Source organism: Candidatus Rokuibacteriota bacterium (genome assembly GCA_030647435.1).
In the GTDB taxonomy this organism is placed as follows: Bacteria; Methylomirabilota; Methylomirabilia; order Rokubacteriales; family CSP1-6; genus AR37.
Map to the genome: position 1 here is coordinate 81,206 of JAUSJX010000060.1, position 22,719 is coordinate 103,924.

A 22,719-nucleotide genomic window follows, 5' to 3' on the forward strand; every position below is an offset into this window, starting at 1 on the left:
GCGGGCATGAATCTTGATCCCTCCAGCAGTGCCCCCCGCGGCAGCGTGGCGGCCTCCGGCGCCAGCGGAGCGGAGCAGCCCCTGCTGGCCGTGCGCGACCTGTGCAAGTATTTCCCTCTGAAGTCCGGCCTGCTCCACAAGCGCATGTCGTGGGTGCACGCGGTCGACCACGTTTCCTTTTCGGTGGACGCCGGCGAGACGCTGGGAATCGTCGGGGAATCGGGTTGCGGGAAGTCCACCGCGGCACGACTGCTGATGCGACTGCTCGATCCGGACCGGGGCGAGGTGGATTTCTCCGGCCGGCGCGTAGGGGATGCCGCGGGCATCAGCATCCGCGAACTGCGGCGCAACATGCAGATGGTGTTCCAGGACTCCTATTCCTCGCTCAACCCCAGGCTGCCGGTGGAGGATACCATCACCTTCGGCCCGATTGTGCATGGCCTTTCGCGCCAGGAGGCCCGCACGCTGGCCCGCGAGCTGCTGGCCCAGGTCGGGCTGGAGCCCAATTCGTTCGTGCGGCGCTACGCGCACGAGCTTTCCGGCGGCCAGCGCCAACGGGTCAACATCGCCCGGGCATTGGCACTGCATCCCAGGCTGTTGATTCTCGACGAAGCGGTGTCATCGCTGGACAAGTCCATTGCCGCCCAGGTGCTCAACCTGCTGATGGACCTCAAGGCCAAGCTGCACCTGACATACCTGTTCATCTCCCATGATCTCAACGTCGTGCAGTACCTGAGCGATCGCGTGATGATCATGTACCTGGGCAAGGTGATGGAGGTCGGGCCGGTGGAGGACATCTATCGCTCCGCCCTGCACCCCTACACGCGGGCGCTGCTGTCGGCCATGCCGTCCATGGACCCGGACCGGCGCACCACCGAGCCGCCGCTGACCGGCGACCCGCCCAACCCGATCGACCCGCCACCGGGTTGCCGCTTTCGTCCGCGCTGCGCCTACGCCGAAGAGGTGTGCGGAACACGCGAGCCCGAGTTGGCCGACGGGGCCTGGGGGCCCCGGCACGCGGTGGCCTGCCACATGGCCGTCCCCGGCTCGGGTCACAGCCGCGCGGGGCAAATCCCTGCCCCGCCGCACCTGGCGCGCGGCAGCAATGACTCCGACGCAAGGGGCGCATCGAGGCGATCCTCATGAGCCCAGCGGAGACTTTCAGCAAAGAGCAGCTGCTCGCCCTGGCAGATGCGCTGCAACATATCCGGTTGCAGCCCAGGCAGGCGCAGGACTTGGCCGGGCTGGTGCACCACGAGAATGAAGCGGTGCTCGCTGCCGCTCAGCAGCTGGCCTTCGAGAGCGAGCCCGGCCAGTTCATGGCGCTGCTGCACCGCTACTGCGAAGGAGCCAAGCCATGACGGAGCATGAACTCACCGCCATGACCTTGGTGGAGGTGGCCGAGGCCATCGCGTCCCGCCAGGTATCGTCGCTCGAGGTGGTGCGCGCCTGCCTGGAGCGCAGCGAGCGGGGGCAGCGGCGGCTCAACTGCTTCATCGCCATCGAAGCGGATGCGGTGTTGCAGGCCGCTGCGCAGGCCGATGCCGAGCTGGCGCGGGGCCGGCGCCGGGGGCCTCTGCACGGCGTGCCGCTGGCCCACAAGGACATGTTCTATCGCAGCGGGCGGGAGTCTTCCTGCGGTTCGAAGATCCGCCGCGGATTCGTGCCGGATACGACGGCCACCGTCATAGCCCGCCTGGAAGCCGCCGGCGCGCTGGTGCTGGGACGGCTGAACCAGGCCGAGTTTGCGGTCGGCCCAACCGGTCACAACGTGCACTACGGCGACTGCCGCAACCCGTGGAATGCCGAGCACATCCCGGGCGGTTCCTCCAGCGGCTCGGGCGCGGCGGTGGCGGCCCGGTTGGTCTATGGCGCCTTTGGTTCGGACACGGGGGGCTCGGTGCGCCTGCCCGCCGCCATGTGCGGGGTGGTCGGGCTCAAGCCCACGCAGACCCGCGTCAGCCGGCATGGGATGATGCCGCTCTCCTTCTCCCTGGACCAGGCGGGACCGCTGGCCCGCACCGCGCGCGACTGCGCGCGGCTGCTACGCATTATCGCCGGCCCGGACGGTCTGGACTCCACCTGCAGCGCCGAGCCCGTGCCGGATTACGAGACGGAACTGGAGCGGGAAGGCACGCCCGTGCGCATCGGGGTGCCGTCCAACTACTTCTACGACCTCGCCACGCCTGAGGTGCGCCGGGCCATGGAGCAGAGCCTGGCCGTATTCCGGTCGCTCGGCGCGGAGGTGCTGCCAATCCAGGTGCCCGATCACGACATCATTGGGGAGCTCGGTGCGGTGGTGATGCAGTCGGAGGCAGCCACCCTGCATCGGCGCTGGCTGAGCACCCGGCCACAGGATTACGCCGACCAGGTGCGGGCGCGGATCGAGCCGGGGCTGTACTTGCCGGCCACGCGCTATCTGGAGGCCCTGGACCTGCGGGCCGTTGTGCTGGAGCGCTTCATGAAGGGCGTGTTCGCGCACGTGGACGTTGTGCACGCACCGGTGCTGTCCTTCCCGGTGCCCACCCTGGCGGAGACCGACGTCAAGGCCGGCCCGGGTTTCCGCGATGTCATTGCGCGGCTCACGCACTGCACGCGCACCATTAACTACGTGGGCCTGCCGGCGCTGAGCATGCCGGCCGGCTTTACGGATAACGGCCTGCCCGTAGCGTTCCAGCTCATCGGGCGGCCCTTTGCCGAGGCCCGGTTGCTCCAGTTGGGGAACGCCTTCCAGCAGGCGACCGATTGGCACCGCAAGTCGCCTGCATGGTAACTCCACCCTTGGCGCAAAGAGCATCCCGATGAACGGCTCCCCCTCTCCCGAACACTCGGCCGCTCCGGGGTCCCCGCAAAATGACGGGGCCTCGCTCGTCGAGGTGGACGGACTCAGTGTCTGCTTCGAATCGCCCGAGCACAGCGTATACGCCGTAAACGGCGTCAGCTTCACCCTGCGCCGGGGAGAGGTGCTGGGCATCCTCGGTGAGTCGGGATCGGGCAAGAGCGTGACGCTGCGCGCACTGATGCGCCTCCTGCCCACGCGGCGCGTGCGCATTGGCGGGCGGGTGCTCATCGACAAGCAGGATATCTTTGCGCTGGAGCCGGGCGCGCTGGCCGACCTCCGCGGCAAGACGGTGGCGATGATTTTCCAGGAGCCGATGATCGCCTTCGATCCGGTCTATACCATCGGCCGGCAGATTGCCGAGACCATCATCCGGCACGAGGGAGTGACGCAGCACGAGGCGGAGCGGCGCGCCGTGGACCTGCTGGAACGCGTGCGGATCCCCTCGCCAAGGCAACGCCTCAAGGCCTATCCCCACGAGCTTTCCGGTGGGATGCGCCAGCGGGCGATGATCGCGCTGGCACTGTGCTGCCGGCCCAGCCTGCTGCTGGCGGACGAACCCACGACCGCTCTCGATGCCACCGTGCAGATTCAGATCCTGTTGCTGTTGCGGGAACTGCAGCGCGAGCTCGGGATGGCGATGATATTCGTCACCCACGACGTCGGTGCGGCCGCCGAGATATCGGACCGCCTTGCGGTGATGTATGCGGGACAGCTGGTGGAAACGGGCCCGGTGGGGAGCGTGATCCGCGAACGACGGCATCCGTACACGGAGGGGCTGCTGGCCTCCACGGTACACGGCAGCAACCGGCATCAGCGGCTGGAGGTCATCCCGGGCTCCCCGCCCAGCCTCACGAGCCCGCCCGATCATTGCAGCTTCGCCCCCCGCTGCCGCTACGCCAGCAATCCCTGCCACACGCAGGTCCCGGGCAACAGCTGGCCCGCCCCGGATCACGTAGTGCGGTGCTTCAAGGCAGCAGAGCTGCTGGCCGGGGCCTGAGTGGGCGCTTCGACGAGTTGTACGCGTCCACCGGCTGCCCGTCGATCCCGCCAGAGCGACTGCTGCGCGCTTCGCTGCTGCAGGCGCTCTACACGATTCGCAGCGAGCGGTTGCTGATGGAGCAGTTGGACTACAACCTGCTGTACCGCTGGTTTGTGGGCCTGAACATGGACGATCCGGTGTGGAACGCCACGGTGTTTACCAAGAACCGGGCTCGGCTGCTGGAGCTGGTCAAAGCGAATCAGTTAGGAGCATTGGCGGAGGTGGCGATATCGACCAGTGGGTACTGCACTCGCCTCGACCAGATCGCGGAGGAAACGGCGCCCCCTGCCTGGCGCCCCGGTTGACAGCTCTCGCCCCCTGCGTCGAGGCGCCGATTTGACTGCTCCGGCGCGCTCTGGCAGGATCGGCCCGAGATGGGAGGGGCGTTATCAGCGCTGTGACAAGAGGAAGAGCTGTGACAAGGAGGGAAGAGCCTGGGCCGCGGGGCGCCATGACTGAGAATGGGTGTTGATATGACTTCCGCTGTCAAGAGTCACGATGACGTGTGGATTGGGCAGGCCGGTGCGTCGTGGCTTCATGGTGGGTGCTCGAGCCATCGGAAGAGACGGAGCCTGTAACTGCGACGGTTGATCATGCTGATATCCGTGGGTTGGGTACCCCCGTACTTGTGTCCGTCGCGGCGCCTGCTTCGCTCTATGGGCGAGGATCGTGGCTTCGTAACACCGTCGAAGGTTGCGCCGATACCGGGGCCGCGTCCCCGCCGATGGCTCGAGATCGTGATCAACGTGTCTGCGCTCCGTCGGAAGTCATAATGTTATGTTCTCTACGCTCTCGGCCTCCTCGAGGTCGCGCGCGCGCGTGGCCTCGTAGTGCTGCCAAATGCTGGCTACGCTCTTGACGCCGCCCTGGCGACGGAGCAGTATCGGTCGCGTCCGACCCGCTCGGCGCCCTGGAGCCGAGTTCTGAGCCGCACCGCGCTGTGAACCCGAGACGAAGGAGGAGCCATGATCGACCTCGACGCTCGCCCCGAAGATCCCGGACCCGGCTCTCCGTCGCTCTCGCGGCGCGAGTTGCTCGGACTGCTCGCGACGACGGGCGCGGGCGTGATGCTGGCCCCCATCATCCGCTCCGGCGCCGTGCTCGCCGCCGAGACCCCGAAGAAGGGCGGCCAGATCGTGGTGGCGCTGTCCCAGGAGCCCACCGTCTTCAACCCCGCCCGACCTCACATCGAGGTGGACCGCGGTGTCCACTTCGGACTCTTCGACAGCCTGTGGCGGGTGGACGAGAAGGCCCAGTTCTTCCCCAATCTGGCGGCGGAGGTGCCGACCGTGAAGAACGGCGGTATCCAGAAGAACGGCCTCGAATACACAGTAAAGCTCAGGAAGGGCGTCAAGTGGCACGACGGCAAGCCGTTCACCTCGAAGGACGTGAAATTCACGCACGAGCTGATCACGAATCCCAAGTTCGGGGCCTTCAGCAAGGTGGGGCACGATCAGGTGGCGAGCGTCGAGACGCCTGACGAGTCCACCGTGCGGATCCGACTCAAGGAGCCCTTCGCCCCCTTCATGACGGCGTGGGGCGACACCTACATCGTGCCCGCCCACATCCTGGAGGGCGTGGCCGATCCCAACACCGCCGAGTTCAACACCAAGAGCCCGGTGGGCACGGGGCCATTCAGGCTCGGCAGCCGCGTGGCCGGCGACCACCTCCTCCTCGTGGCCAATCCCGCGTACCACATGGGAGCGCCCGCCCTCGAGCGAGTGATCTTCAAGTACATCCCGGACCTCACGGTCCTGTACACGCAGTTCAAAGGCGGCGCCGTGGACGTGACGGGCATGCAGGGCATCTCAGCGGAGTTCTATAACGAGGCCAAGAGCCTCCCCGGCGTGACCATCCACCTGCACTACTCGCCCTCGGTGGAATACATCTACTTCAATCACGGCAACCCGAAGTTCAAGGAGCGTGCCGTCCGCCAGGCGCTCTACCTCGCGATGGACAAGAAGGCCATCGTCGACCAGGTCTACTACGGGCTGCCCAAGCCGGTGGAAGGATACCTGCCGCCCACGTCCTGGGCCTACAACGCCGAGCTGCCCAAGCACGAGTTCAACCCCGACAAGGCCAAGCAGATCCTGGAGGAGGCCGGATGGAAGGCGGGCGGCGACGGCGTGCGGGCCAAGGGCGGCGTGCGCCTGTCCTTCACCAACGCCACGACCGCGGGCAACAAGCTCCGCGAGCAGACGCAGGCGCTCGTCCAGCAGAACTGGCGGGCCATCGGCGTGGACATGCAGATCACCAACATGCCGGCCGCCGTGATCTGGGGGGAGTACTACGTGAAGTCCAAGTTCGAGACGCTGCTGGTCGGGATCCAGGCCTCCGTGGGCGACGATCCCGACTGCCTGAACCGCATCCACAGCAAGTACATCGCCGCCAAGACGGGCTCGGGCCGGAACGTGAGCCAGTACGAGAACCCCACGGTCGACAAGCTCCTCGAGGACGGCGTGCGGGAGATTGACCGCGCCAAGCGCCGCGCCATCTATCTCAAGCTCCAGGAGGTGATCCGCACCGACCTCGCGTACCTGCCCATCTTCAGCTATGTCCGCATCGAGGGCGTGAAGCAGGGCATCGTCAACTACACGCCCAACAGCAACACGCTGACGAATAGCTGGAACATGCACGAGTGGGGGTGGAAGGCCTGATCGAAGGTCTCTCAGCGCGGCGCGGGGCGTTGGCCGCGCCGGCTTCGACACGGCGATGAGACAGTACTTCGCGCGGCGGGTGATCCAGGCGGTCGTGGTGCTCTGCCTGGTGTCGCTCGCCGGGTTCTCCCTCCTCCATCTGGCGCCGGGCGGGCCGGCGGCCATTTACGCGCTCAGCCCCACCATGAGCGCCGAGGATCTCGACCGGATCACCCACGAGTTCGGGCTCGACCGGCCGATCCACGTCCAGTACCTCTCCTGGGCCAAGGGCTTCCTCAGCGGCAACTGGGGCCGCTCCTACCGTGACGGGCGGGTGGTTCTCGAGGTGATCGTCGACCGGGTCCCGGCCACGGTCATTCTCATGCTGAGCGCTTTCTCGGTGGCCGTGCTCCTGGGCCTGGCCAGTGGGATCGTAAGCGCCGTCCGCCAGTACTCGCTCTTCGACCACCTGGCCACCCTCGGGGCCATGGTGGCGCTGTCCATCCCCACCTTCTGGCTGGGCCTCATGGCCATCTACGTCTTCTCGGAGCTGCTCCACACCCTGCCGCCCGGCAATATTGGGACGGTGGGCGCGCCGTTCGCCCTCGCAGACCGTCTGCGCCACCTGATCCTGCCGGCGGGTACGCTCGGCGTGGTCATGGTGGCGACGTGGAGCCGCTACACGCGGGCCTCCATGCTGGAGGTGATCGGCGAGGACTACATCCGCACCGCGCGGGCCAAGGGCGTGTCGCAGGGCTGGGTCATCCTCAAGCACGCGCTCAGGAATGCGCTCATCCCGCTGGTGACGCTGGCCGGCCTCCAGCTCCCGCTGGTGTTCAGCGGCGCGCTGGTGACGGAGACCATCTTCACCTGGCCGGGCATGGGCCGGCTCTTCGTGGACTCCATCGGCTACCGAGATTACCCGGTGCTCATGGGGATCCTGGTGTTCACGGCGGCGCTGGTCATCCTGGGCAATCTGGTGGCGGACCTCGTCTACGCGGCCATCGACCCGCGGGTGCGCCACTCGTGAGCGCGGCCGTCGTCGCAGCCGCGGCTCCCGCGCCGGCCGCCGCGCCGCAGGCTCTCGCCGGCATCTTCTGGGCGCGCTTCGTCCGCCACCGGCCCGCCGTGATCAGCGCGGGGGTGATCGCCCTCCTCGTGCTCTCGTCGATCTTCGCCGGCCCGATCGCCATGCGCGATCCGCTCCAGATCGAGATGTCCCACAAGTTCGCGCGGCCCCTCGCCAAGGGTCATCTCCTGGGTGCCGACGAGCTCGGTCGCGACGTGCTCTCGCGCCTGCTTCACGCCGGGCGCATCTCGCTGACGGTGGGGCTTGCCGCCATGGCCGTGACCGTCATCGTGGGCGCCGTCCTGGGGATCCTGGCAGGGTACGTCCGCGGGGTGGTGGACACGGTGCTGCTCCGGCTCACCGACGCCATGCTTTCGTTCCCCCCGATCTTCATGCTGCTGGCGCTGGCCGCATTCGTCCGGCCCTCGCTGGCCTCCATGACGGTCATCATCGCGGTCACGTCATGGATGGACGTGACGCGCATGGTGCGGGGCCAGATCCTCACGCTCCGCGAGCAGGAGTTCGTGACGGGCGCGCGGGGGCTCGGGGCCTCCGGGGCGCGGATCATGGCGCGGCACCTTCTGCCCAACACGGTGGGGATCATCGCCGTGGCCGCCACACTCTCGGTGGCGCGCGCCATCCTGCTTGAGTCCTATATCAGCTTCCTCGGCTATGGCATCCAGCCGCCTCTGGCGAGCTGGGGCAACATGCTCAACAATGCCCAGAGCTACTTCACGACGGCTCCGTGGGTGGCGATCTTCCCCGGGGTGATGATCACGCTGGCGGTGACGAGCTTCAACTTCCTCGGCGACGGGCTCCGCGACGCCCTCGATCCCCGCCACGTCCGCTCGAGGACCTGAGCGGCAGCGGCGGCGCGCGGCCCGAGAGACAGGAGCGGTGATGGCTGAGACGGCGGACGTGGTCGTGGTCGGTGGTGGGGTCAACGGAGCGAGCATCGCCTACGCGCTTGCCTCCAGAGGGGTCAAGCGGGTCGTGCTGCTCGAGAAGGGCGCGCTGGCGAGCGGCGCCTCGGGCCGGTCGAGCGCCCTCGTCCGCATGCACTACACCAACGAGTGGGACGCGCGGCTGGCCTGGGCCAGCTTCCCGGTCTTCACGCACTGGGAGGAGCTGATGGGCGGGCCGCCGGTGTTCACCCACACGGGCTTCGTCAATGTGGTGGCACCGCCCTATGCGGAGGCTCTCAGGAAGAACGTGGAGATGCTGCGCGGGATCGGCATCAACACGGTCGCCGTCACGCCCTCGGAGCTCCAGGACCTTCAGCCCTTCGCCAACGTGGAGGACCTCGGTGCCGCCGCCTACGAGCCTGACAGCGGCTACGCCAATCCCCAGGACACGGTCGAGGGCTTCGGCCGGCGCGCCCGGGAGCTGGGCGCCCGGATCCTCCAGTGGACCACGGTGACCGGCATCGTCCGGAGCGAGAGCCGCGTCGTCGGCGTCGAGACCAGCGCCGGCCGTATCGACGCCGGCGCGGTGGTGGTGGCGGCGGGCGCGTGGGCGCCGCGGCTCTGCCGCGAGATCGGTCTTCCCTTGCCCGCGCGGCCCAAGGCCATCGACACGGCGGTGGTGACGCGCCCGCCGGAGCTCCGCGATCCGCACATGGTTTTCATCGACAACGTGATGGGCAGCTACTTCCGGCCGGAGAGCGGCATCCTCACCATCGTGGGCGTGCCGTGCCAGGAGTGGGACATCGATCCGGACACCGTCGGCACGGGGCTCCCGCCGCACGCGGCCGGCGTGGGGGCGCGGATCCTTACCCAGCGCATCCCCGCCATGGAGCGGGCCACGCTCGCGCGGGGATACCGCGCCTTCGACTGCTATAGCCAGGACCGCCACGCCATCCTTGGCCGCGTGGATGGGATTGACGGCCTCTATCTCGCCACGGCTTTCAGCGGCTCGGGCTTCAAGATCGCCCCCGCCGTCGGCACCTGCATGGCCGAGCTCATCACGGAGGGGTGCTCCAAGACGGTCGACATCGAGGCCTTCAGCCTGCGCCGCTTCGCCGAGGGGCGCACCATCGAAGGGCCCTATCCCTATGCGGTGCGGCCGGACTATATCGATCCCAGTGGCAGGTCTTGAGTTCCAGCATCCCGTCCCGCCCGGCCGGGTGCCGGCGCGGGTGGCGAAGAACGTGACCGTCGATCAGACCCGCTCGCTGTTCGATCGCTATCAGATTGTGAGCCAGGGGCACCTGGAGGATGTCGCCAGACTCCTCGCGGGCATATTTTCCGGGCACACCAGCCATTCGGAAGTTGCTGGGCGTCCCATAAGTAGCGATAATCCAAGCACGCGCCCGTAGCTCAGGTGGATAGAGCATCGGCCTTCTAAGCCGAGGGTCGGGGGTTCGAATCCCTCCGGGCGCGCCATTCCGTTTCTCACCTCGTTCTCACGGTCATCTCACGCGGCGCGGTAAACGGGCATGGGCAACACTAACTGCCGGGCCGCGGCCCGGACCGCGCGGCGCCGCGCCGGGGGCAAGGCCTCCGCGAAGAACCGGTCCAGGGTCTCGCGCTTGCGCTCCCGGCCCACCCAGAGCGGCTCCCCGGTCTCGAGGTCACTGACCACGGTCAGGAACTTGACCGTCTTGCCCAGGAAGATCTCATCCACCCCCAGGTCGCGCAGCGGCTGGCGCGGGCGCTCGGCCGCCCAGCGCCGCAGCACCCGCTTGTCCATCCGCCGCACCGTCTCCGGCGGCAGGCTCCGCTGGGCGGCGACTCGGCTCACCGGGGCGGCCTCACACTCCTGCGCCACGGCCGCCTCCAGCCGCGCCGTGTAGTGGACCTTGCCGGCCACGAAGGGCAGCCGTTCGGTCCGCACGCCACAGCGGCGACAGCGGACCCGATGCACCTCGACCCGCAGCCACACGGTCCATGTCCCCCAGGGCAGATCCCGGATCCGCCGCTCCGTCCAGCTGTGGATCTCTCGCACCGAGATCCCGCAGCCTCCACAGACGTAATACGGCTCTCGGGCGGTCTGCCGGATCGAGAGGGTCAGCGTGTTGGCGGCTTCGTCCGTCTCCCAGCCGTAGATCCCGTAGCCGGGCAGGCGCAGCATGCGTGATACGATCTCCTCGGGCATCGGCTCCCTCCTGTCCGTGATGGCGAGTCACGTCAGGAGGTCTATCACTTTCGGAGCCGATGCCCCCTATCATCTCAGCCCCCGCATCCACACAGGGGGCCGTACAGATTCTGGTGAAGACCGATGTTTCCTATGGGCCGAGCGGCACCGCAGAGGAGAGAGCCCCATGCGCGAGCAGCATCCACAACTCGATCACATCGGCCGACGCGACTTCCTGACGGTGAGCGCTGCGGGCCTGGCGCTGGCGAGCGCGCCGGGCCTGGCCGCCGGGCAGGCCAAGCGCAGCGGCGAGATCGCCGCCGGCCTGTCCGAGCGCATGCTCACGCTCGATCCCGCCAACCACTACTCGATCTCCACGACCTCCGTCCTGCGCCACCTCTTCGACCCGCTCATCGACGTGACCAATGATTCCAAGTTCGTTCCCGCGCTCGCCGAGACCTGGCGCCCGGTCAACAACACGACCTGGCGCTTCACGCTCCGCAAGGGCGTCACCTTTCACGACGGCACGCCGTTCAACGCGGACAGCGTGGTCTTCACGCTCAAGCGCGTCCACGACAATACCAAGCTCATCAAGTCCTTCGTGTACCAGGACATCGAATCCGTGGAGAAGGACGGAGACTACGGGGTCATCGTCACGTCCAAGCGGCCCTTCGGCTCACTCCCCGCCCATCTCACCATGCTGGGCATGCTGCCTCCGAGCGCGGGGCGGAACGAAGAGGCTTTCTTCCAGAAGCCCATCGGCACCGGCCCGTTCCGCTTCGCTTCCTGGACACACGGCGATCAGATCGCGATGACGGCGAATCCGACCTACTGGAAGCCGGGCATCCCGAAGGTCGAGAAGGTCACCTTCCGCTTCATTCCGGAGCTGTCCACGCGCACGGCCGCGCTCCGTGCGGGCGAGCTACAGGTGATCGACCGGGTCACGCCGGATCTCGTCGAGACGCTCAAGGGCACGCGCGGCGTCAAGGTGCTCGACGTGCCCGCCATCGAGGCCCAGCGCTGGATCTTCCAGCTCGGCAGGGAGCCCGTGAAGGACCAGCGGCTGCGCCAGGCCATTTCGCTCGCCATCGACCGCAGTGTGATCATCAAGGAGCTGCTCCGCGGCTACGGGCGCCCCGTCGACAGCCCCGTGCCGCCCGGTCTCATCGGCCATACGAGCCTGCCGCCCAAGGTCTACGATCCCGAGAAGGCGCGGCAAATTCTCAAGCAGGCCGGCTACTCCAACGTCTCGGTCGATATCGTCCTGATGAAGGACTTCTACCCCAAGCAGCTCGAGATCGCCCAGGCCGTCGCGGCGATGCTCGGCGACGTGGGCATCAAGCTCAATATCAAGAACCTCGAGATCGCGGCGGCGCGCGAGCAGCGAACGGCGGGCACCTACGATCTCTTCTTCTCCGGCTGGGCGCACATGCCCCACGACCCCGACTGGTACTTCGGCCAGTGGTTCACCAAGGCCGGCGCCGAGAAGCTCACCCGCTACACGAATCCCCGGGTGGAGCAGCTCATCGCCGAGGGGCGCGTGCCCGATCCCAAGGTGCGGCAGGCGAAGTACGAGGAGATCGGGCGCATCGTGTGGGACGAGGACGCGGAGCTCTGGCTCTACTACACCGTCGCGATCTACGGCGTCAGCGATCGCCTGCGGAATTTCGAGGCGCGCCGCGACTACTACGTCCTGCTGAGTGACGTCGGCATCGTGTAGCCGGCCGGCCGCGCCGGGCCCGGCGGAACCGCGCGACGGATGAGAACCTATATCCTCCGCCGCGTCGCGCAGTCGGCGCTCACGCTGCTGGGCGTGTCGGTGCTGGTCTTCGTCATCCTTCGCGTCCTGCCCGGCGACCCGGCCAGGATGCTCCTGCCCGACGGCGCTCCCGAGTCCGCCGTGGCCGAGCTGAACCGGCAGCTGGGGCTGCACGAGCCCTTGATCGTCCAGTACGGCCTCTTCCTGCGCAGCGTGGCCCACGGAGACTTCGGCCAGTCGTTCCAGTACCGGGCGCCCGCCCTGCGGGTGGTGCTGGAGCGGCTGCCCGCCACGGTGCAGCTCACGCTCGCGGCCATGCTCGTCACCATAGCCGTCGGCGTGTCGTTGGGCATCTTCACGGCGGTGCGCCGGGGCACGCGCTACGATGTCGCGGGCACGATCGTCGCCGTACTCGGCCAGTCGCTGCCGAACTTCTGGCTCGGCATCATGCTCATCCTGCTCTTCGGCGTGGCGCTCCGCTGGCTGCCGACCTCCGGTTTCGCGAGTTGGACATCCCTGGTCCTGCCGGCCATCACGCTCGCGGCCTTTCCCACCGCGCTGGTCGCGCGGCTCACGCGCTCGAGCATGCTCGAGATACTCAACCGCGACTATATCCGCACCGGCCGCGCCAAGGGCCTGACCGAGCAGAGCGTCGTGCTCCGCCACGCCCTCCGCAATGCGGCCATCCCGGTGCTGACGGTCATCGGGCTTCAGATCGGCGCGCTCCTCGGCGGCGCCGTCATCACCGAATCGGTTTTCGCGTGGCCGGGCATGGGCAAGCTCATCGTGGATGCCATCTTCTTTCGCGACTTCCCGGTGGTCCAGACGGTGCTCATCCTCTCCGCCACCGTCTTCGTCGCGATCAATCTCCTCGTGGACCTGCTCTACACGGTCATCGATCCCCGCATCCGGTACTTGTGATGGCATCCCGCGAGGAAGCCGGGCCGCTCAGGCGATGGGGACGCCGCCATCCGACCATAGCGATCGGGGGCGTTCTGCTCGGCCTCGTCGTCTTCGCGAGCCTCCTCGCCCCGACGCTCACCAGCTACGATCCCGTCAAACCGAGCTTCAGCCAGCGCCTCGCGCCACCCTGGGGCCTGGGCGGCACGCGCGCGCACCTGCTCGGCACGGACAATCTGGGCCGCGACATCCTGGCTCGCCTGCTCCACGGCGGGCGTATCTCCCTGGCCCTCGCCGTGACCGCCGTCGCCATCGCCGGGGTGGTGGGCGTCGTCGTGGGACTCGCCGCGAGCTGGGGGGGCGGAAGGGCGGACGCCGTCATCATGCGGGTGGCGGACGTGCAGCTCGCCTTCCCGGTGATCATGCTCGCCATCGCCATCGTAGCCGTGGTCGGCACGAACCCGCTCGCGCTCGTGGGCGTGCTCGCGCTCAGCGGATGGGTGCTCTACGCGCGGACGATCCGGGCCCACGTCCTCACGATTCGCGGCCTCGACTATATTGATGCTGCCGCCATGCTCGGCGCCAGCGATATGCGCATCATCCTGCGACACGTCCTGCCGAATACGGTGGCGCCCATCCTCGTGATCGGCTCCAGCCAGTTCGCCACGATGGTCCTGCTGGAATCCGGTCTCAGCTTCCTCGGGATGGGCATCCAGGCGCCGCTGCCGTCGTGGGGTTCGATGCTGGCGGAGGGCCGTGACTATCTGTCGAATGCCTGGTGGCTCGCCACCGCTCCCGGGCTCATGATCGCCCTCGTTGTGCTGGGCGCGAACCTGCTCGGCGATGGGCTGCGCGATCTCCTGGACCCGACGCTGCGCAATGTCGAGGGCTGAGCCCGGCGACGATGGCGACGCGTCGCCGACTCAGCGGCCCTTGTCGCGCAACTGAAGCGAGCAATTCCGGGTCTCAGGCTGGGGCCCGCAGGGCAGGCCGCATCTCGCCCACCCGCCTCGCACGGCGAGGGAGCCGAGGGAACAGCGTTTGTCCGTCCTATGCGCACGCCCCGGCCCAGTGTCAGCGCTTCACCGCCCAGGAGGTCCACGACGTCTTCGCGCGCTACGCCCGCCCCGACGCCCGCTTCCGCTTCCTCATCACCCCGCGTCCCTAAGGAGACACTGAGATGAAGAACGTGCAGATGACGGTGGCCGGGAACATCCTGACGATCACGGTGGACTTGACCAAAGAGTTTGGGCCGTCTTCGACCGGGAAGACGATCATCATCGCCTCGACCGAGGGCAATGTCGCGGTGCCCGAGCGCGACGAGAAGATCGGGCTGAACGTCTACCGGAAGAAGTGAAGGCTCAGGCGCCCCGGCTCGGGGCGCCGCGGCGCGGTGGCTGTCCCCGCAAGCCCGCCTGCACGACAATGCCGATCAGCGCAACGGCGATCACCAGCAGGAACGCGAGCCCCTGCGAGAGGGCGACGCGGCCTTCGACGCCGGCGACGATCAAGCCCGCGCCCGCGAGCGACGAGAGCAAAATCAGCGCCCACTCGAACAGCGTCCGCACGAGCACCAGTCCCACGATCCCGGCAACGAGATAGACGACCCAGGCCGGCACATCGCCCGTGATGCCCTGCTGGCGGAGCAACAGCAGGCCGATTCCGCCGCCGGCGAAAAAACCGATCAGTGCGATGACGAGCTTCTTGGCGACGACCGCGAGCACGGCGCCCGTGAGCGCGAGGACGAGCGCCACCGTGAGGATCATCCATTCGGACTGTCCGGGCAGCAGGCGCGGCCCGAGCGCCAATCCGGTCAGGAAGCCGACGCCGGCGACGAACGCCCAGTAGAGACGGCGTCCGTATCCCAGCAGGACGAGGCCGACGAGGATCCCGGCGATAGACGACATGGACGAGCGCCCCTTTCTCGCCGCGGCGTCGGCGCGGGCGGCGCCGTAGGGTACGAGGATAGCACCGAGCGCCCGTGAAAGTTCCTGGCCTCGGTTGACTTGCCTCGCCCCCAGGCCTAGCATCCCCGGGGGAGGGCGAGATGGCCTACGACTACAAGCGCTACTTCGGCGAGATCGCGGTCATTCGCGACCTGACCACCATGCCGGAAGAGGTCGGCTGGCGCACCACCGCCCCGGCGGAGAACGACGAGCGGCACCCTATCGTGCTCTACCTCGGTTGCAATGTCTTCCGCACCTCCCACATGATTCAGACTATCACCGCGATCTTCGACCGTCTCGGGCTCGACTACGTGGCGGTCGGCGGCCCCACGTACTGCTGCGGCATCGTCCACCACCAGCAGGGCGACACGGCCGCCGCCGGCGGCATGGCGGATCACACGATCAAGCTCTTCGAGCGCTACCAGCCCGACGAGGTCGTGATGTGGTGCCCGTCCTGCATCTACTTCTACGACGAAGTCCGCCAGGCCCAGCTTCCCTTCAAGGTCAGTCATGCCGCGGAGTTCCTTGTCTCGCGGCTGCCGGAGCTCCGATTCACCGGGCACGTGAACGCCTCGGTCGCCCTCCACTACCACAACTTCATCGAGCCCCGACGGCGCGAGGGGCTGGCGGGGCGGCGGCTCCTCGAGGCGGTACCGGGGCTTCGCTACGTGGAGATCGAGCCCGACCCACGCTTCGGCCGGAGCTGCACGCCGTCCGTCCAGCAGCAGGTCGGCCTCGACGCCTGGAACCGGATGGCGCGTGATGAGATTGACCGCGCCTGCGCAGCGGGCGCCGGCACTCTCGCCACGATCTATCACGGCTGCCAGCGCTATATCTGCGTCTTCGAGCTTGATCGCCCGATCGCGATCGAGCACTACCTCTCGGTCTTCGCCCGCGGGCTCGGCATCGAGTTCGAGGACAAGTTCAAGAAGTACCGCCTCTGGCAGGATCCGGAGCGGGTTCTCGCCGAAACCACGCCCTGCCAGCGCGCGAACAATGTGGTCGCCGCGCGGGCCCGCGAAGTGGTGCAGGACGCATTCGGCCCGCTCCCGTCCGCTCGCGACGCGGCGGACGCCCCGCCGTCGTAGCGGCGGCTTCCGCTGATGCCGGTCCTCCAGCACATCGGCGTGATCGGGGAGGGGACGTGCTCCAAACGCACGGCGGCCCTCGCGCGACGCGTGGGCGCTGCCGTCGCGCATGCTGCTGACGCTCGCCTGCGCCCCGGTGAAGCGAGCAATTCCGGGTGTCAGGCCCGGGCCCGCAGAGGAGACCGCATGTCGCCCGCCCGCATCGCGCCGCGAGGGAGCCGAGGGAGCAGCGTTTGTCCGTCCTATGCGTTTTGAAAGCACCTCTCTATGAAAATCACTGTCGCCCCGCCACTTGGCGTTCCGCGCTCGCTGTCTAAAGCGGCAGAAGGCGCGCTGTCGCCCGCGCCAGAGTCCACGGATCCTTTGGCGTTCACGCGGCGGATTCACTTCGGCAACGACTCCGAGATCGACGAGGCGGGAGTGGCGCTCGTCGACCTCAGTGTGCTGATCTACAGACCGCTCGACACGATCCAGCGAGTGTTTGCGAAGGTGGGCGTCATGCCGACGGCGATCGACGCATATTTCGATCGGGGCCCCGACTTCGTATGGCTGGAGAGTCAGGCGCGCGCGAAGGCCTTTGCCAAGGCGCTCAGTAGTGCGCCACCCATCTCCAGCAAACCGAAGGCGACCGCTGCGTCGACGCTTTCCCCGCTCGATGAAAAGCTGGCACAGCTGCGCGCGGCGGTAGACACGGCCAGCGCGAGCCGGCCCACCGGATCGACGCAGGAGTCGGCGAACCTCCAGCAACTTCGTGATGAGCTCGCCAAGCTGCTGCGCACGTACATGGTGGTCGTCCCCGCCACGGACGCGGAAATCGGCCGCGATTGGCGCAATCGCGCACCGCGCGTGATTGCATTCCGGCATGGATCGGACGCCTATATCGCATTCCGCGGCTCGGCAACGCCGTTGGATTGGAAGCGGGACTTCATGTTCTGGCCGGCCGATCGGCGTCCGCTGCGGCACAAGGGGTTCGACGTCACGTGGACCGAGGTTCGCGCGCATGTCGAGGCCTGGCTGGCGCAGGCTACGCGCGAGCTGGGATCCAGGCCGACGGTCCACATCGGCGGACATTCGCTCGCGGGCGCGGTCGCGACGCTGGCGGCCGTTGATCTTGCGACCGTTGGGTATCCGATCGCCCGCGTCGTCACGATCGGGTCACCACGGGTCGGTGGTCGGGCGTTTCGGGAACTCTATCGGTCGACCACCGCGGCGCCGGACGTGTCCGGCAAGCCGCGTTTCCTCGACCAGGTGACGACGCGATTCGTGCATGGCACCGACGCCTTTTCGATGTTGCCGCCGCCGCCGTTCGCGGTGCATGTCGTTCCCCCCCTGGCGCTCAAAGCCGAGGACCGGTTGAACGTCGAGGATTTCGCCGGACAAGGCCTTCTCGACACGGCGCCCCTAATTGCCCTCGTCAGCGGCGCGAGCACGCTGCCGGCGGTGGGGTACACGGGAGGTGTGGCGCCGACGAAACCCGTGGGCCGCGTTAACTTGCTCCGTGCAGCGACGACACAGGCCGCAACCTGGACCGCCATGCTCTTCCCGGCGATTTGGTGGACGCGCCTTCTCCCGTTTCTTCCTGCCGTTGTCGAGCAAACGCGTGTGAGCTTCGGACAGCACAGGTCGGCCCGCTATTGGGCTTTCCTGCCGCCGACGATCTTGCGCAGCGCTTTGGCGACGGTCTTGATGTCATCGAAAGGGTTGTCTCCCTCGCTCAGGCGCAGCAGCCAACCTTCCGTGAAGCCATAAAACGTTGCCGGCGCCCATGAAGATCGCCACTTTCAACATCAACAGCATCCGGGGCCGCCTGCCGCGCCTGCTGGAATGGCTGGGCGAGGCGCAGCCGGACGTGGTGTGTCTGCAAGAGTTGCGCATCTTCCACGACGAGTGTCCGGTCGAGACGATACGCGACGCGGGTTACGGTGCCCTCTGGCAGGGGCAGAAGCCGAGGTACAACGGCGTCGCGATCCTCGCGCGGGGCGCCGATCCGGTGGAGATGAGCGTAGCTAACATAACGCCCGTTCTCGGACACGGCGGCCCTGGGTGCCCGTGTCAGACGCTGCTTGTGAGCCGGAGCTTGCCGCCCGCGCTCATGATGAGTGAGATGAACGCGCTGAGCACGAGCACGGCGGATGGGCATGCCGAATACGACCTGAGGGGAGACGCGATGCCACAGACACCTCACGTCGAGACGCACTTCACCTCCTCGGAAAAGATCCGAGACATTGACCTGCCCCCAGGTGATGTACCAGCCGCTAGGTTAATCCAAGGCAAGCGGGCGGGTCTCGGACCTGCCCGTCACTCTGAAGCGCACCGCGGATCCGCACCTACTCATTTCCTCAATGACCCTGTCCAGTGTCCCGTATCCGATGGCTCTACCACCTTCATCGATAGCGCCGTCGGCTTCGGGCACAGCGTCAAGGGCTTCTTTACGAACCTCTTCTCGAATTGACGCCGATAGCGCCAAGCTAACGCTCCGCCACTCGATGACGGAGGAAGCGTCATGAATAGCATCATGGTAACGACGTTCGCTTTCGTGGGAGTGCTAGCAGGAGTGCTGGCTCAACTTCACGTTCGGTCGCGACCCCGTTGGGGCTACCTCCGCTCGAAGAAGCGACGCTTGAGGTAGGCCACGCCCCTCGTGCCGACGAGCACCGACCCCACAAAGAACATCCCCCAGCTCACGGCCGCCAGCCCCACTGCCACTTCCCCTTTACGCCACACCGTGATCGGCAAGAAGGGCACCAGGGGATACGCGAGATAAATCCCAAAGCTCAGCGCCATCAAAATGACGCCCAGCCAAAACGAAAACCCCTGCGGTGGCCTTCGGATCTTCACAATGTTTCTGGTCGCCTCCCTCTCCTCCATGGCCCCAACCGTCCAGGGCGACACCACCTGCGGGCTAGGATCGTCCTGGTTGGGTACGTTCACGCGGCCTGACCAGGCGTGGGTTACCGACATCACTTACATCCCGGGAGGGCACCCATTCAGCGTACCCCTTTGGCGAACTCGCTTTCTTGGATGAAGCGCCAGCCTGCGCGCTCCGCAGCGCCACGGTCGTCGCTCGCACCGGAAATGCCAAGGAAGTTGCCGACCATCACGTAGTCATGCCCCGGAATGTACTGCCGCAGCTGGCGCAAAAGGTCGTGTTTCTCGATGCCGCATGGCCCCACGAACGAGCAGATGTGGTGCCAGTCCGGCCAGTGAAGCGTCACCATCGCCCAATTCCCACAGAGGCCGACGATATGGCCGTGCTCGCGCAACTCGACGAGATCGAACAGCTTCACAGGACCCTTGCTGACCTCCAGTGTCTCATCCACGTCGAACGCGTACACGACCATAGCGGTTTCCTCCAGCCACCGCGTGGGCATCACAATCCGTTTCCGAAGCCCAGCGGACCGCGATGAATCCTTCCCGAATCACGACTGCGCTTTGTGAAAGGCGTACAGGAACAGCACCGCACTCAGGCCAGCGAAGGCGTAGATGAAGGAAGTCAACAATCTAGTCGCCGGAATCAGACCACGCAGAAGATTCAGTACGTCGAAGATGAAACCCGCTATCAACAGAACCGTCAGCATGACCGTTCCGACCAGTGCCAGAAATGCCGATTTCTTTAGGCTCATGGTAGGAGTATGGATGTTCTCAGCGCCTTTCTTCAAGTGACGGATGGGACCGTTCGCTTAACCGCCCTCCACTCTCCCTCGCCGATTCGCGACCGGCATCGAAGGGACGGCGACGGGCCCCCTTCAGCGGTCCAGGATCCGCTCGTAGCGCCCGTACTCGCGGGCGGCCTCCATGAACCACCGGACGCAGTCGGGGTTGGAGCGCGGCGGCAGCTCGCACGAGGTGGACAGCACGAAGCGGGAGCGGCGCCCGACCGTGTCGATGCAGCGCCGCACCTCGGCCTCGATTTCCGCCCGGGTGGCCCGCTCGAAGATGGTCACGTCCACGTTGCCGATCCCCACCACGCCCCGCTGGTTGCCCAGCGTGACGAGCTTGTCGAGCTGGTCCACCTTGAGCGCCGGATCGTCCTGCTGGTCGAGGTCGATGGTGATCGCCACGAACCCGACGTCCATCAGGTCCTCGTGGATCTGGTGGGTCGTGCCGCAGATGTGCACCGTGGTGCCGACTCGCTTGGCCTTGAAGTAGTCCACCAGATCCTTGTGGTAGGGCTTGATGAATTCCCGATACGTGTCGGGCCCCACGAGCGAGCAGGAGGCGGTCGGGTCCGAGTAGCTGAGGCCGATCTTGGTCTCGAGGACCGCGTCGCCCACGACCTTGGCGTATTCCGTCGTGAACCGCATCAGCTCGTGGACGAACTCTGGGTCGTCGATGGTGTCGAGGCACATCACCTCCGGATTCCGCATCAGCATGGCGATCGTCCAGGGGCCGACATTGACGGAGCCGAGCGGGCTCGGGATCCCGGCGGCGGAAAGCGCCGAGCACTGCTCGAGAAATGCCGGCAGCCGCCCGTCACGCTTCGGGTCGGGGATCTCGAGCGACGCGAGCTTGCCCTTGTCGTCCTGCAGGACGTGACGGTCGATGGATGGGACGACGTAGTCCGAGTACTTCACGCGGCACCCGACGGCTTCGGCCTCCTTGGCGAGGTCGTTGAAGGCGATCATGATATCGGGCTGGTAGCGCTCGTAGTAGTTCAGCATCGCCTTGGCGGCCTTGGTGGGGTTGGTGCAGTACTCCTCGATCGACAGGCCGTCCAGACAGCCGGCGAAGGCGCCGGCGATGGGGTACGCCGGCACGCGGTCCGCGAACCCGCCCTTGTAGGCGGCGACGACGCGCTCGCGCGGCGTGGACTGGGTCGTCTTCTCCTCTTCCATGTGGCGGCCTCCTTCGAAGCGGATCGCCGCGATTATTGCCCAAGTCGACGGCGGCCTCAAGGCCCGGCGCGTGATTGTCCCAACTGGGATTCAGGTGCGTGAAGCGCGCTGCCAGGCGCGATAGGTCTCGTTGGCGAGGATGCCGAGCGCGATCGTGATCATCACGATGCCCAGGCCGAAGGTCAGCCGCCCGAGAAGCTGCGCCCAGTTGAGCAGCCCGAGCTGTCCGAGAAGATAGTTCCAGTCGTGGCCGGTAGGGTCGCCGCCGAGGAGCGGCAGCGCCCGCTTCTTCGCGTCAGCCATATAGATCGCGACGTCGGTGACGCTCTCGCCGGTCCAGAAGAGCGCGACGGCAAACGAGCCGAGCTGGCGCTGGTGGAGGAAGGTCCACGCGCAGCCGGCGGGCAGAATGACCTGGAGGGCGGAGCCGGCGAGGACGTAGAGGAAGCGCGGCAGGAAGAGCGCGAAGGTGTGGCCGGCCTCGTGGAGGACAAGGTCGATGCCGTGAATGAAGCGCAGCGGCCCGGTCGTTGAATTAAAATCCAACTCGCGTTCGAGGATCTGCCAGCCGAGGAGCGCCATCACGAGCAGGCCGAGGGCCCGGCCGGCGACGGCCGCCCACAACACGAGGGGAGCCGCTAGCCTCCGGCCTTGGCGGCGGGAGAGATGGCCGCGGCCTGATGGCCGTTGTCGTCGATGCCGCAGGCCGCCGGGGCGCCCTCGCGGTGGATCGACAGGTCCCGGATGCTCGGATGCTCGCCGCACACCGGGCACTTCGGATCGCGCCTGAGCTTGACCTCGCGGAAGCGCATGCCGAGGGCGTCGTAGGTCAGGAGCCGCCCGATGAGGGGATCGCCGATGCCGAGCAGGAGCTTGATGACCTCGGTCGCCTGCACCAGTCCGATCACGCCTGGGAGCACGCCCAGGACCCCGGCCTCGCTTCAGGAGGGAACGAGGCCCGCCGGCGGCGGCGTGGGATAGAGGCAGCGGTAGCAGGGGCCCTGCCCCGGCGCGAAGACCGTCGCCATGCCCTCGAACTGGAAGATCGAGCCGTGGATATTGGTCTTGCCCGCGAGGCAGCAGGCGTCGTTGACGAGGTAGCGGGTGTCGAAGTTGTCCGAGCCGTCCACGACGAGGTCGTAGTCCTTGATGATGTCCATCACGTTGTCCACGTCGATGCGCGTGGGCAGCTTGATGACGTTGATGTCGGGGTTGAGCGCCTGGATGGTCTCGGCGCCGGAGTCGACCTTGGGGCGTCCGACGCTGGCCGTCGTGTGGAGCACCTGGCGCTGCAGGTTGGAAACGTCCACGACGTCGCCGTCCATGAGCCCGAGCGTCCCCACCCCCGCGGCGGCGAGATAGAGCGCCGTCGGCGAGCCCAGCCCGCCCGCGCCGATCAGCAGCACCTTCGAGCGCAGGAGCTTGCGCTGCCCCTTCTCGCCGACCTGCGGGAGGAGGAAGTGGCGGCTGTAGCGCTGGATCTGCTCGCTGCCGAGCGGCGCGTCCTTCACGACGCCGAGGCCCGACTGG

At 67.1% G+C, this 22,719-nt stretch carries 22 protein-coding genes, 1 tRNA gene and 2 pseudogenes; 17 read left to right on the plus strand and 8 right to left on the minus strand.

Annotated features, from left to right (window positions below; translation table 11 throughout):
* Window positions 1-6 precede the first annotated feature (6 nt).
* The 10 genes and pseudogenes from Q7W02_11035 to Q7W02_11080 all read left to right on the plus strand — a co-directional run bounded on the left by Q7W02_11035 (window position 7) and on the right by Q7W02_11080 (window position 9,970).
* Entirely contained in the window at window positions 7-1,146 is a 1,140-nt protein-coding gene (locus Q7W02_11035) for an ABC transporter ATP-binding protein (GenBank protein ID MDO8476701.1), read from the plus strand.
* A complete protein-coding gene (locus Q7W02_11040) occupies window positions 1,143-1,361 on the plus strand; it encodes a hypothetical protein (GenBank protein ID MDO8476702.1) in 219 nt (72 codons plus the stop codon). The genes Q7W02_11035 and Q7W02_11040 overlap by 4 nt, the downstream gene beginning before the upstream one ends.
* Window positions 1,358-2,773: an amidase gene (locus Q7W02_11045; GenBank protein MDO8476703.1), complete on the plus strand. Its 1,416-nt coding sequence runs from the start codon at window positions 1,358-1,360 to the stop codon at window positions 2,771-2,773. The genes Q7W02_11040 and Q7W02_11045 overlap by 4 nt, the downstream gene beginning before the upstream one ends.
* Window positions 2,774-2,801: 28 nt before the next feature.
* Entirely contained in the window at window positions 2,802-3,839 is a 1,038-nt protein-coding gene (locus tag Q7W02_11050; GenBank protein ID MDO8476704.1) for an ABC transporter ATP-binding protein, read from the plus strand.
* Between the two features lie 17 nt (window positions 3,840-3,856).
* Window positions 3,857-4,063, plus strand: a pseudogene (locus Q7W02_11055) (transposase).
* A gap of 783 nt (window positions 4,064-4,846) precedes the next feature.
* Window positions 4,847-6,538, plus strand: coding sequence for a peptide ABC transporter substrate-binding protein (locus Q7W02_11060; GenBank protein MDO8476705.1), 1,692 nt, complete (start codon window positions 4,847-4,849; stop codon window positions 6,536-6,538).
* 55 nt (window positions 6,539-6,593) lie between these two features.
* Window positions 6,594-7,547 (plus strand): ABC transporter permease, encoded by a 954-nt coding sequence (locus tag Q7W02_11065; protein ID MDO8476706.1) that lies wholly within the window; start codon window positions 6,594-6,596, stop codon window positions 7,545-7,547.
* 62 nt (window positions 7,548-7,609) lie between these two features.
* On the plus strand, window positions 7,610-8,446 hold the full coding sequence (locus Q7W02_11070) for an ABC transporter permease (protein ID MDO8476707.1): 837 nt from the start codon (window positions 7,610-7,612) through the stop codon (window positions 8,444-8,446).
* 40 nt (window positions 8,447-8,486) lie between these two features.
* The gene (locus Q7W02_11075) at window positions 8,487-9,683 is read left to right on the plus strand and encodes an FAD-binding oxidoreductase (GenBank protein MDO8476708.1); all 1,197 of its coding nucleotides are present in this window, start codon (window positions 8,487-8,489) and stop codon (window positions 9,681-9,683) included.
* 210 nt (window positions 9,684-9,893) lie between these two features.
* Window positions 9,894-9,970 (plus strand) — tRNA-Arg (locus Q7W02_11080).
* A gap of 31 nt (window positions 9,971-10,001) precedes the next feature.
* Here Q7W02_11080 and Q7W02_11085 read toward each other — a convergent pair.
* Window positions 10,002-10,682: a transposase family protein gene (locus tag Q7W02_11085; protein MDO8476709.1), complete on the minus strand. Its 681-nt coding sequence runs from the start codon at window positions 10,680-10,682 to the stop codon at window positions 10,002-10,004.
* A 166-nt stretch (window positions 10,683-10,848) separates the two neighbouring features.
* On the opposite strand from Q7W02_11085, the gene Q7W02_11090 reads away from it, so the two are divergent.
* The 4 genes from Q7W02_11090 to Q7W02_11105 all read left to right on the plus strand — a co-directional run bounded on the left by Q7W02_11090 (window position 10,849) and on the right by Q7W02_11105 (window position 14,677).
* Window positions 10,849-12,381, plus strand: a complete 1,533-nt coding sequence (locus Q7W02_11090) for an ABC transporter substrate-binding protein (GenBank protein MDO8476710.1) — start codon at window positions 10,849-10,851, stop codon at window positions 12,379-12,381.
* A gap of 39 nt (window positions 12,382-12,420) precedes the next feature.
* Window positions 12,421-13,341, plus strand: a complete 921-nt coding sequence (locus tag Q7W02_11095; GenBank protein MDO8476711.1) for an ABC transporter permease — start codon at window positions 12,421-12,423, stop codon at window positions 13,339-13,341.
* Window positions 13,341-14,213: an ABC transporter permease gene (locus Q7W02_11100; protein ID MDO8476712.1), complete on the plus strand. Its 873-nt coding sequence runs from the start codon at window positions 13,341-13,343 to the stop codon at window positions 14,211-14,213. The genes Q7W02_11095 and Q7W02_11100 overlap by 1 nt, the downstream gene beginning before the upstream one ends.
* Before the next feature lie 287 nt (window positions 14,214-14,500).
* On the plus strand, window positions 14,501-14,677 hold the full coding sequence (locus Q7W02_11105) for a hypothetical protein (GenBank protein ID MDO8476713.1): 177 nt from the start codon (window positions 14,501-14,503) through the stop codon (window positions 14,675-14,677).
* Between the two features lie 4 nt (window positions 14,678-14,681).
* Here Q7W02_11105 and Q7W02_11110 read toward each other — a convergent pair whose 3' ends face one another.
* Window positions 14,682-15,227: a hypothetical protein gene (locus Q7W02_11110; GenBank protein MDO8476714.1), complete on the minus strand. Its 546-nt coding sequence runs from the start codon at window positions 15,225-15,227 to the stop codon at window positions 14,682-14,684.
* A gap of 140 nt (window positions 15,228-15,367) precedes the next feature.
* On the opposite strand from Q7W02_11110, the gene Q7W02_11115 reads away from it, so the two are divergent.
* From Q7W02_11115 to Q7W02_11125, 3 genes are all read left to right on the plus strand, one after another.
* Window positions 15,368-16,354 (plus strand): heterodisulfide reductase-related iron-sulfur binding cluster, encoded by a 987-nt coding sequence (locus tag Q7W02_11115; GenBank protein MDO8476715.1) that lies wholly within the window; start codon window positions 15,368-15,370, stop codon window positions 16,352-16,354.
* A gap of 267 nt (window positions 16,355-16,621) precedes the next feature.
* Window positions 16,622-18,103: a lipase family protein gene (locus Q7W02_11120; GenBank protein MDO8476716.1), complete on the plus strand. Its 1,482-nt coding sequence runs from the start codon at window positions 16,622-16,624 to the stop codon at window positions 18,101-18,103.
* A 16-nt stretch (window positions 18,104-18,119) separates the two neighbouring features.
* Complete coding sequence (locus Q7W02_11125) at window positions 18,120-18,806, plus strand: hypothetical protein (protein MDO8476717.1); 687 nt, start codon at window positions 18,120-18,122, stop codon at window positions 18,804-18,806.
* A 143-nt stretch (window positions 18,807-18,949) separates the two neighbouring features.
* On the opposite strand, the gene Q7W02_11130 is transcribed toward Q7W02_11125, so the two are convergent.
* From Q7W02_11130 to moeB, 6 genes and pseudogenes are all read right to left on the minus strand, one after another.
* A complete protein-coding gene (locus Q7W02_11130; protein MDO8476718.1) occupies window positions 18,950-19,315 on the minus strand; it encodes a hypothetical protein in 366 nt (121 codons plus the stop codon).
* 26 nt (window positions 19,316-19,341) lie between these two features.
* Entirely contained in the window at window positions 19,342-19,695 is a 354-nt protein-coding gene (locus Q7W02_11135; protein ID MDO8476719.1) for an HAD family hydrolase, read from the minus strand.
* Between the two features lie 78 nt (window positions 19,696-19,773).
* Window positions 19,774-19,977, minus strand: a complete 204-nt coding sequence (locus tag Q7W02_11140) for a hypothetical protein (protein MDO8476720.1) — start codon at window positions 19,975-19,977, stop codon at window positions 19,774-19,776.
* Between the two features lie 123 nt (window positions 19,978-20,100).
* On the minus strand, window positions 20,101-21,189 hold the full coding sequence (locus Q7W02_11145; protein ID MDO8476721.1) for a uroporphyrinogen decarboxylase family protein: 1,089 nt from the start codon (window positions 21,187-21,189) through the stop codon (window positions 20,101-20,103).
* A 90-nt stretch (window positions 21,190-21,279) separates the two neighbouring features.
* The gene (locus tag Q7W02_11150) at window positions 21,280-21,816 is read right to left on the minus strand and encodes a hypothetical protein (protein MDO8476722.1); all 537 of its coding nucleotides are present in this window, start codon (window positions 21,814-21,816) and stop codon (window positions 21,280-21,282) included.
* A 107-nt stretch (window positions 21,817-21,923) separates the two neighbouring features.
* Window positions 21,924-22,700 (minus strand): annotated as a pseudogene (moeB, locus tag Q7W02_11155) (molybdopterin-synthase adenylyltransferase MoeB).
* Window positions 22,701-22,719 lie beyond the last annotated feature (19 nt).

Coding starts and splice junctions, on each gene's coding strand:
- Q7W02_11035 (MDO8476701.1), top strand. CDS start 7: ATGAATCTTGATCCCTCCAGCAGTGCCCCCCGCGGCAGCGTGGCGGCC.
- Q7W02_11040 (MDO8476702.1), top strand. CDS start 1,143: ATGAGCCCAGCGGAGACTTTCAGCAAAGAGCAGCTGCTCGCCCTGGCA.
- Q7W02_11045 (MDO8476703.1), top strand. CDS start 1,358: ATGACGGAGCATGAACTCACCGCCATGACCTTGGTGGAGGTGGCCGAG.
- Q7W02_11050 (MDO8476704.1), top strand. CDS start 2,802: ATGAACGGCTCCCCCTCTCCCGAACACTCGGCCGCTCCGGGGTCCCCG.
- Q7W02_11060 (MDO8476705.1), top strand. CDS start 4,847: ATGATCGACCTCGACGCTCGCCCCGAAGATCCCGGACCCGGCTCTCCG.
- Q7W02_11065 (MDO8476706.1), top strand. CDS start 6,594: ATGAGACAGTACTTCGCGCGGCGGGTGATCCAGGCGGTCGTGGTGCTC.
- Q7W02_11075 (MDO8476708.1), top strand. CDS start 8,487: ATGGCTGAGACGGCGGACGTGGTCGTGGTCGGTGGTGGGGTCAACGGA.
- Q7W02_11085 (MDO8476709.1), bottom strand. CDS start 10,682: ATGCCCGAGGAGATCGTATCACGCATGCTGCGCCTGCCCGGCTACGGG.
- Q7W02_11090 (MDO8476710.1), top strand. CDS start 10,849: ATGCGCGAGCAGCATCCACAACTCGATCACATCGGCCGACGCGACTTC.
- Q7W02_11095 (MDO8476711.1), top strand. CDS start 12,421: ATGAGAACCTATATCCTCCGCCGCGTCGCGCAGTCGGCGCTCACGCTG.
- Q7W02_11100 (MDO8476712.1), top strand. CDS start 13,341: ATGGCATCCCGCGAGGAAGCCGGGCCGCTCAGGCGATGGGGACGCCGC.
- Q7W02_11105 (MDO8476713.1), top strand. CDS start 14,501: ATGAAGAACGTGCAGATGACGGTGGCCGGGAACATCCTGACGATCACG.
- Q7W02_11110 (MDO8476714.1), bottom strand. CDS start 15,227: ATGTCGTCTATCGCCGGGATCCTCGTCGGCCTCGTCCTGCTGGGATAC.
- Q7W02_11115 (MDO8476715.1), top strand. CDS start 15,368: ATGGCCTACGACTACAAGCGCTACTTCGGCGAGATCGCGGTCATTCGC.
- Q7W02_11120 (MDO8476716.1), top strand. CDS start 16,622: ATGAAAATCACTGTCGCCCCGCCACTTGGCGTTCCGCGCTCGCTGTCT.
- Q7W02_11125 (MDO8476717.1), top strand. CDS start 18,120: ATGAAGATCGCCACTTTCAACATCAACAGCATCCGGGGCCGCCTGCCG.
- Q7W02_11130 (MDO8476718.1), bottom strand. CDS start 19,315: ATGTCGGTAACCCACGCCTGGTCAGGCCGCGTGAACGTACCCAACCAG.
- Q7W02_11135 (MDO8476719.1), bottom strand. CDS start 19,695: ATGGTCGTGTACGCGTTCGACGTGGATGAGACACTGGAGGTCAGCAAG.
- Q7W02_11140 (MDO8476720.1), bottom strand. CDS start 19,977: ATGAGCCTAAAGAAATCGGCATTTCTGGCACTGGTCGGAACGGTCATG.
- Q7W02_11145 (MDO8476721.1), bottom strand. CDS start 21,189: ATGGAAGAGGAGAAGACGACCCAGTCCACGCCGCGCGAGCGCGTCGTC.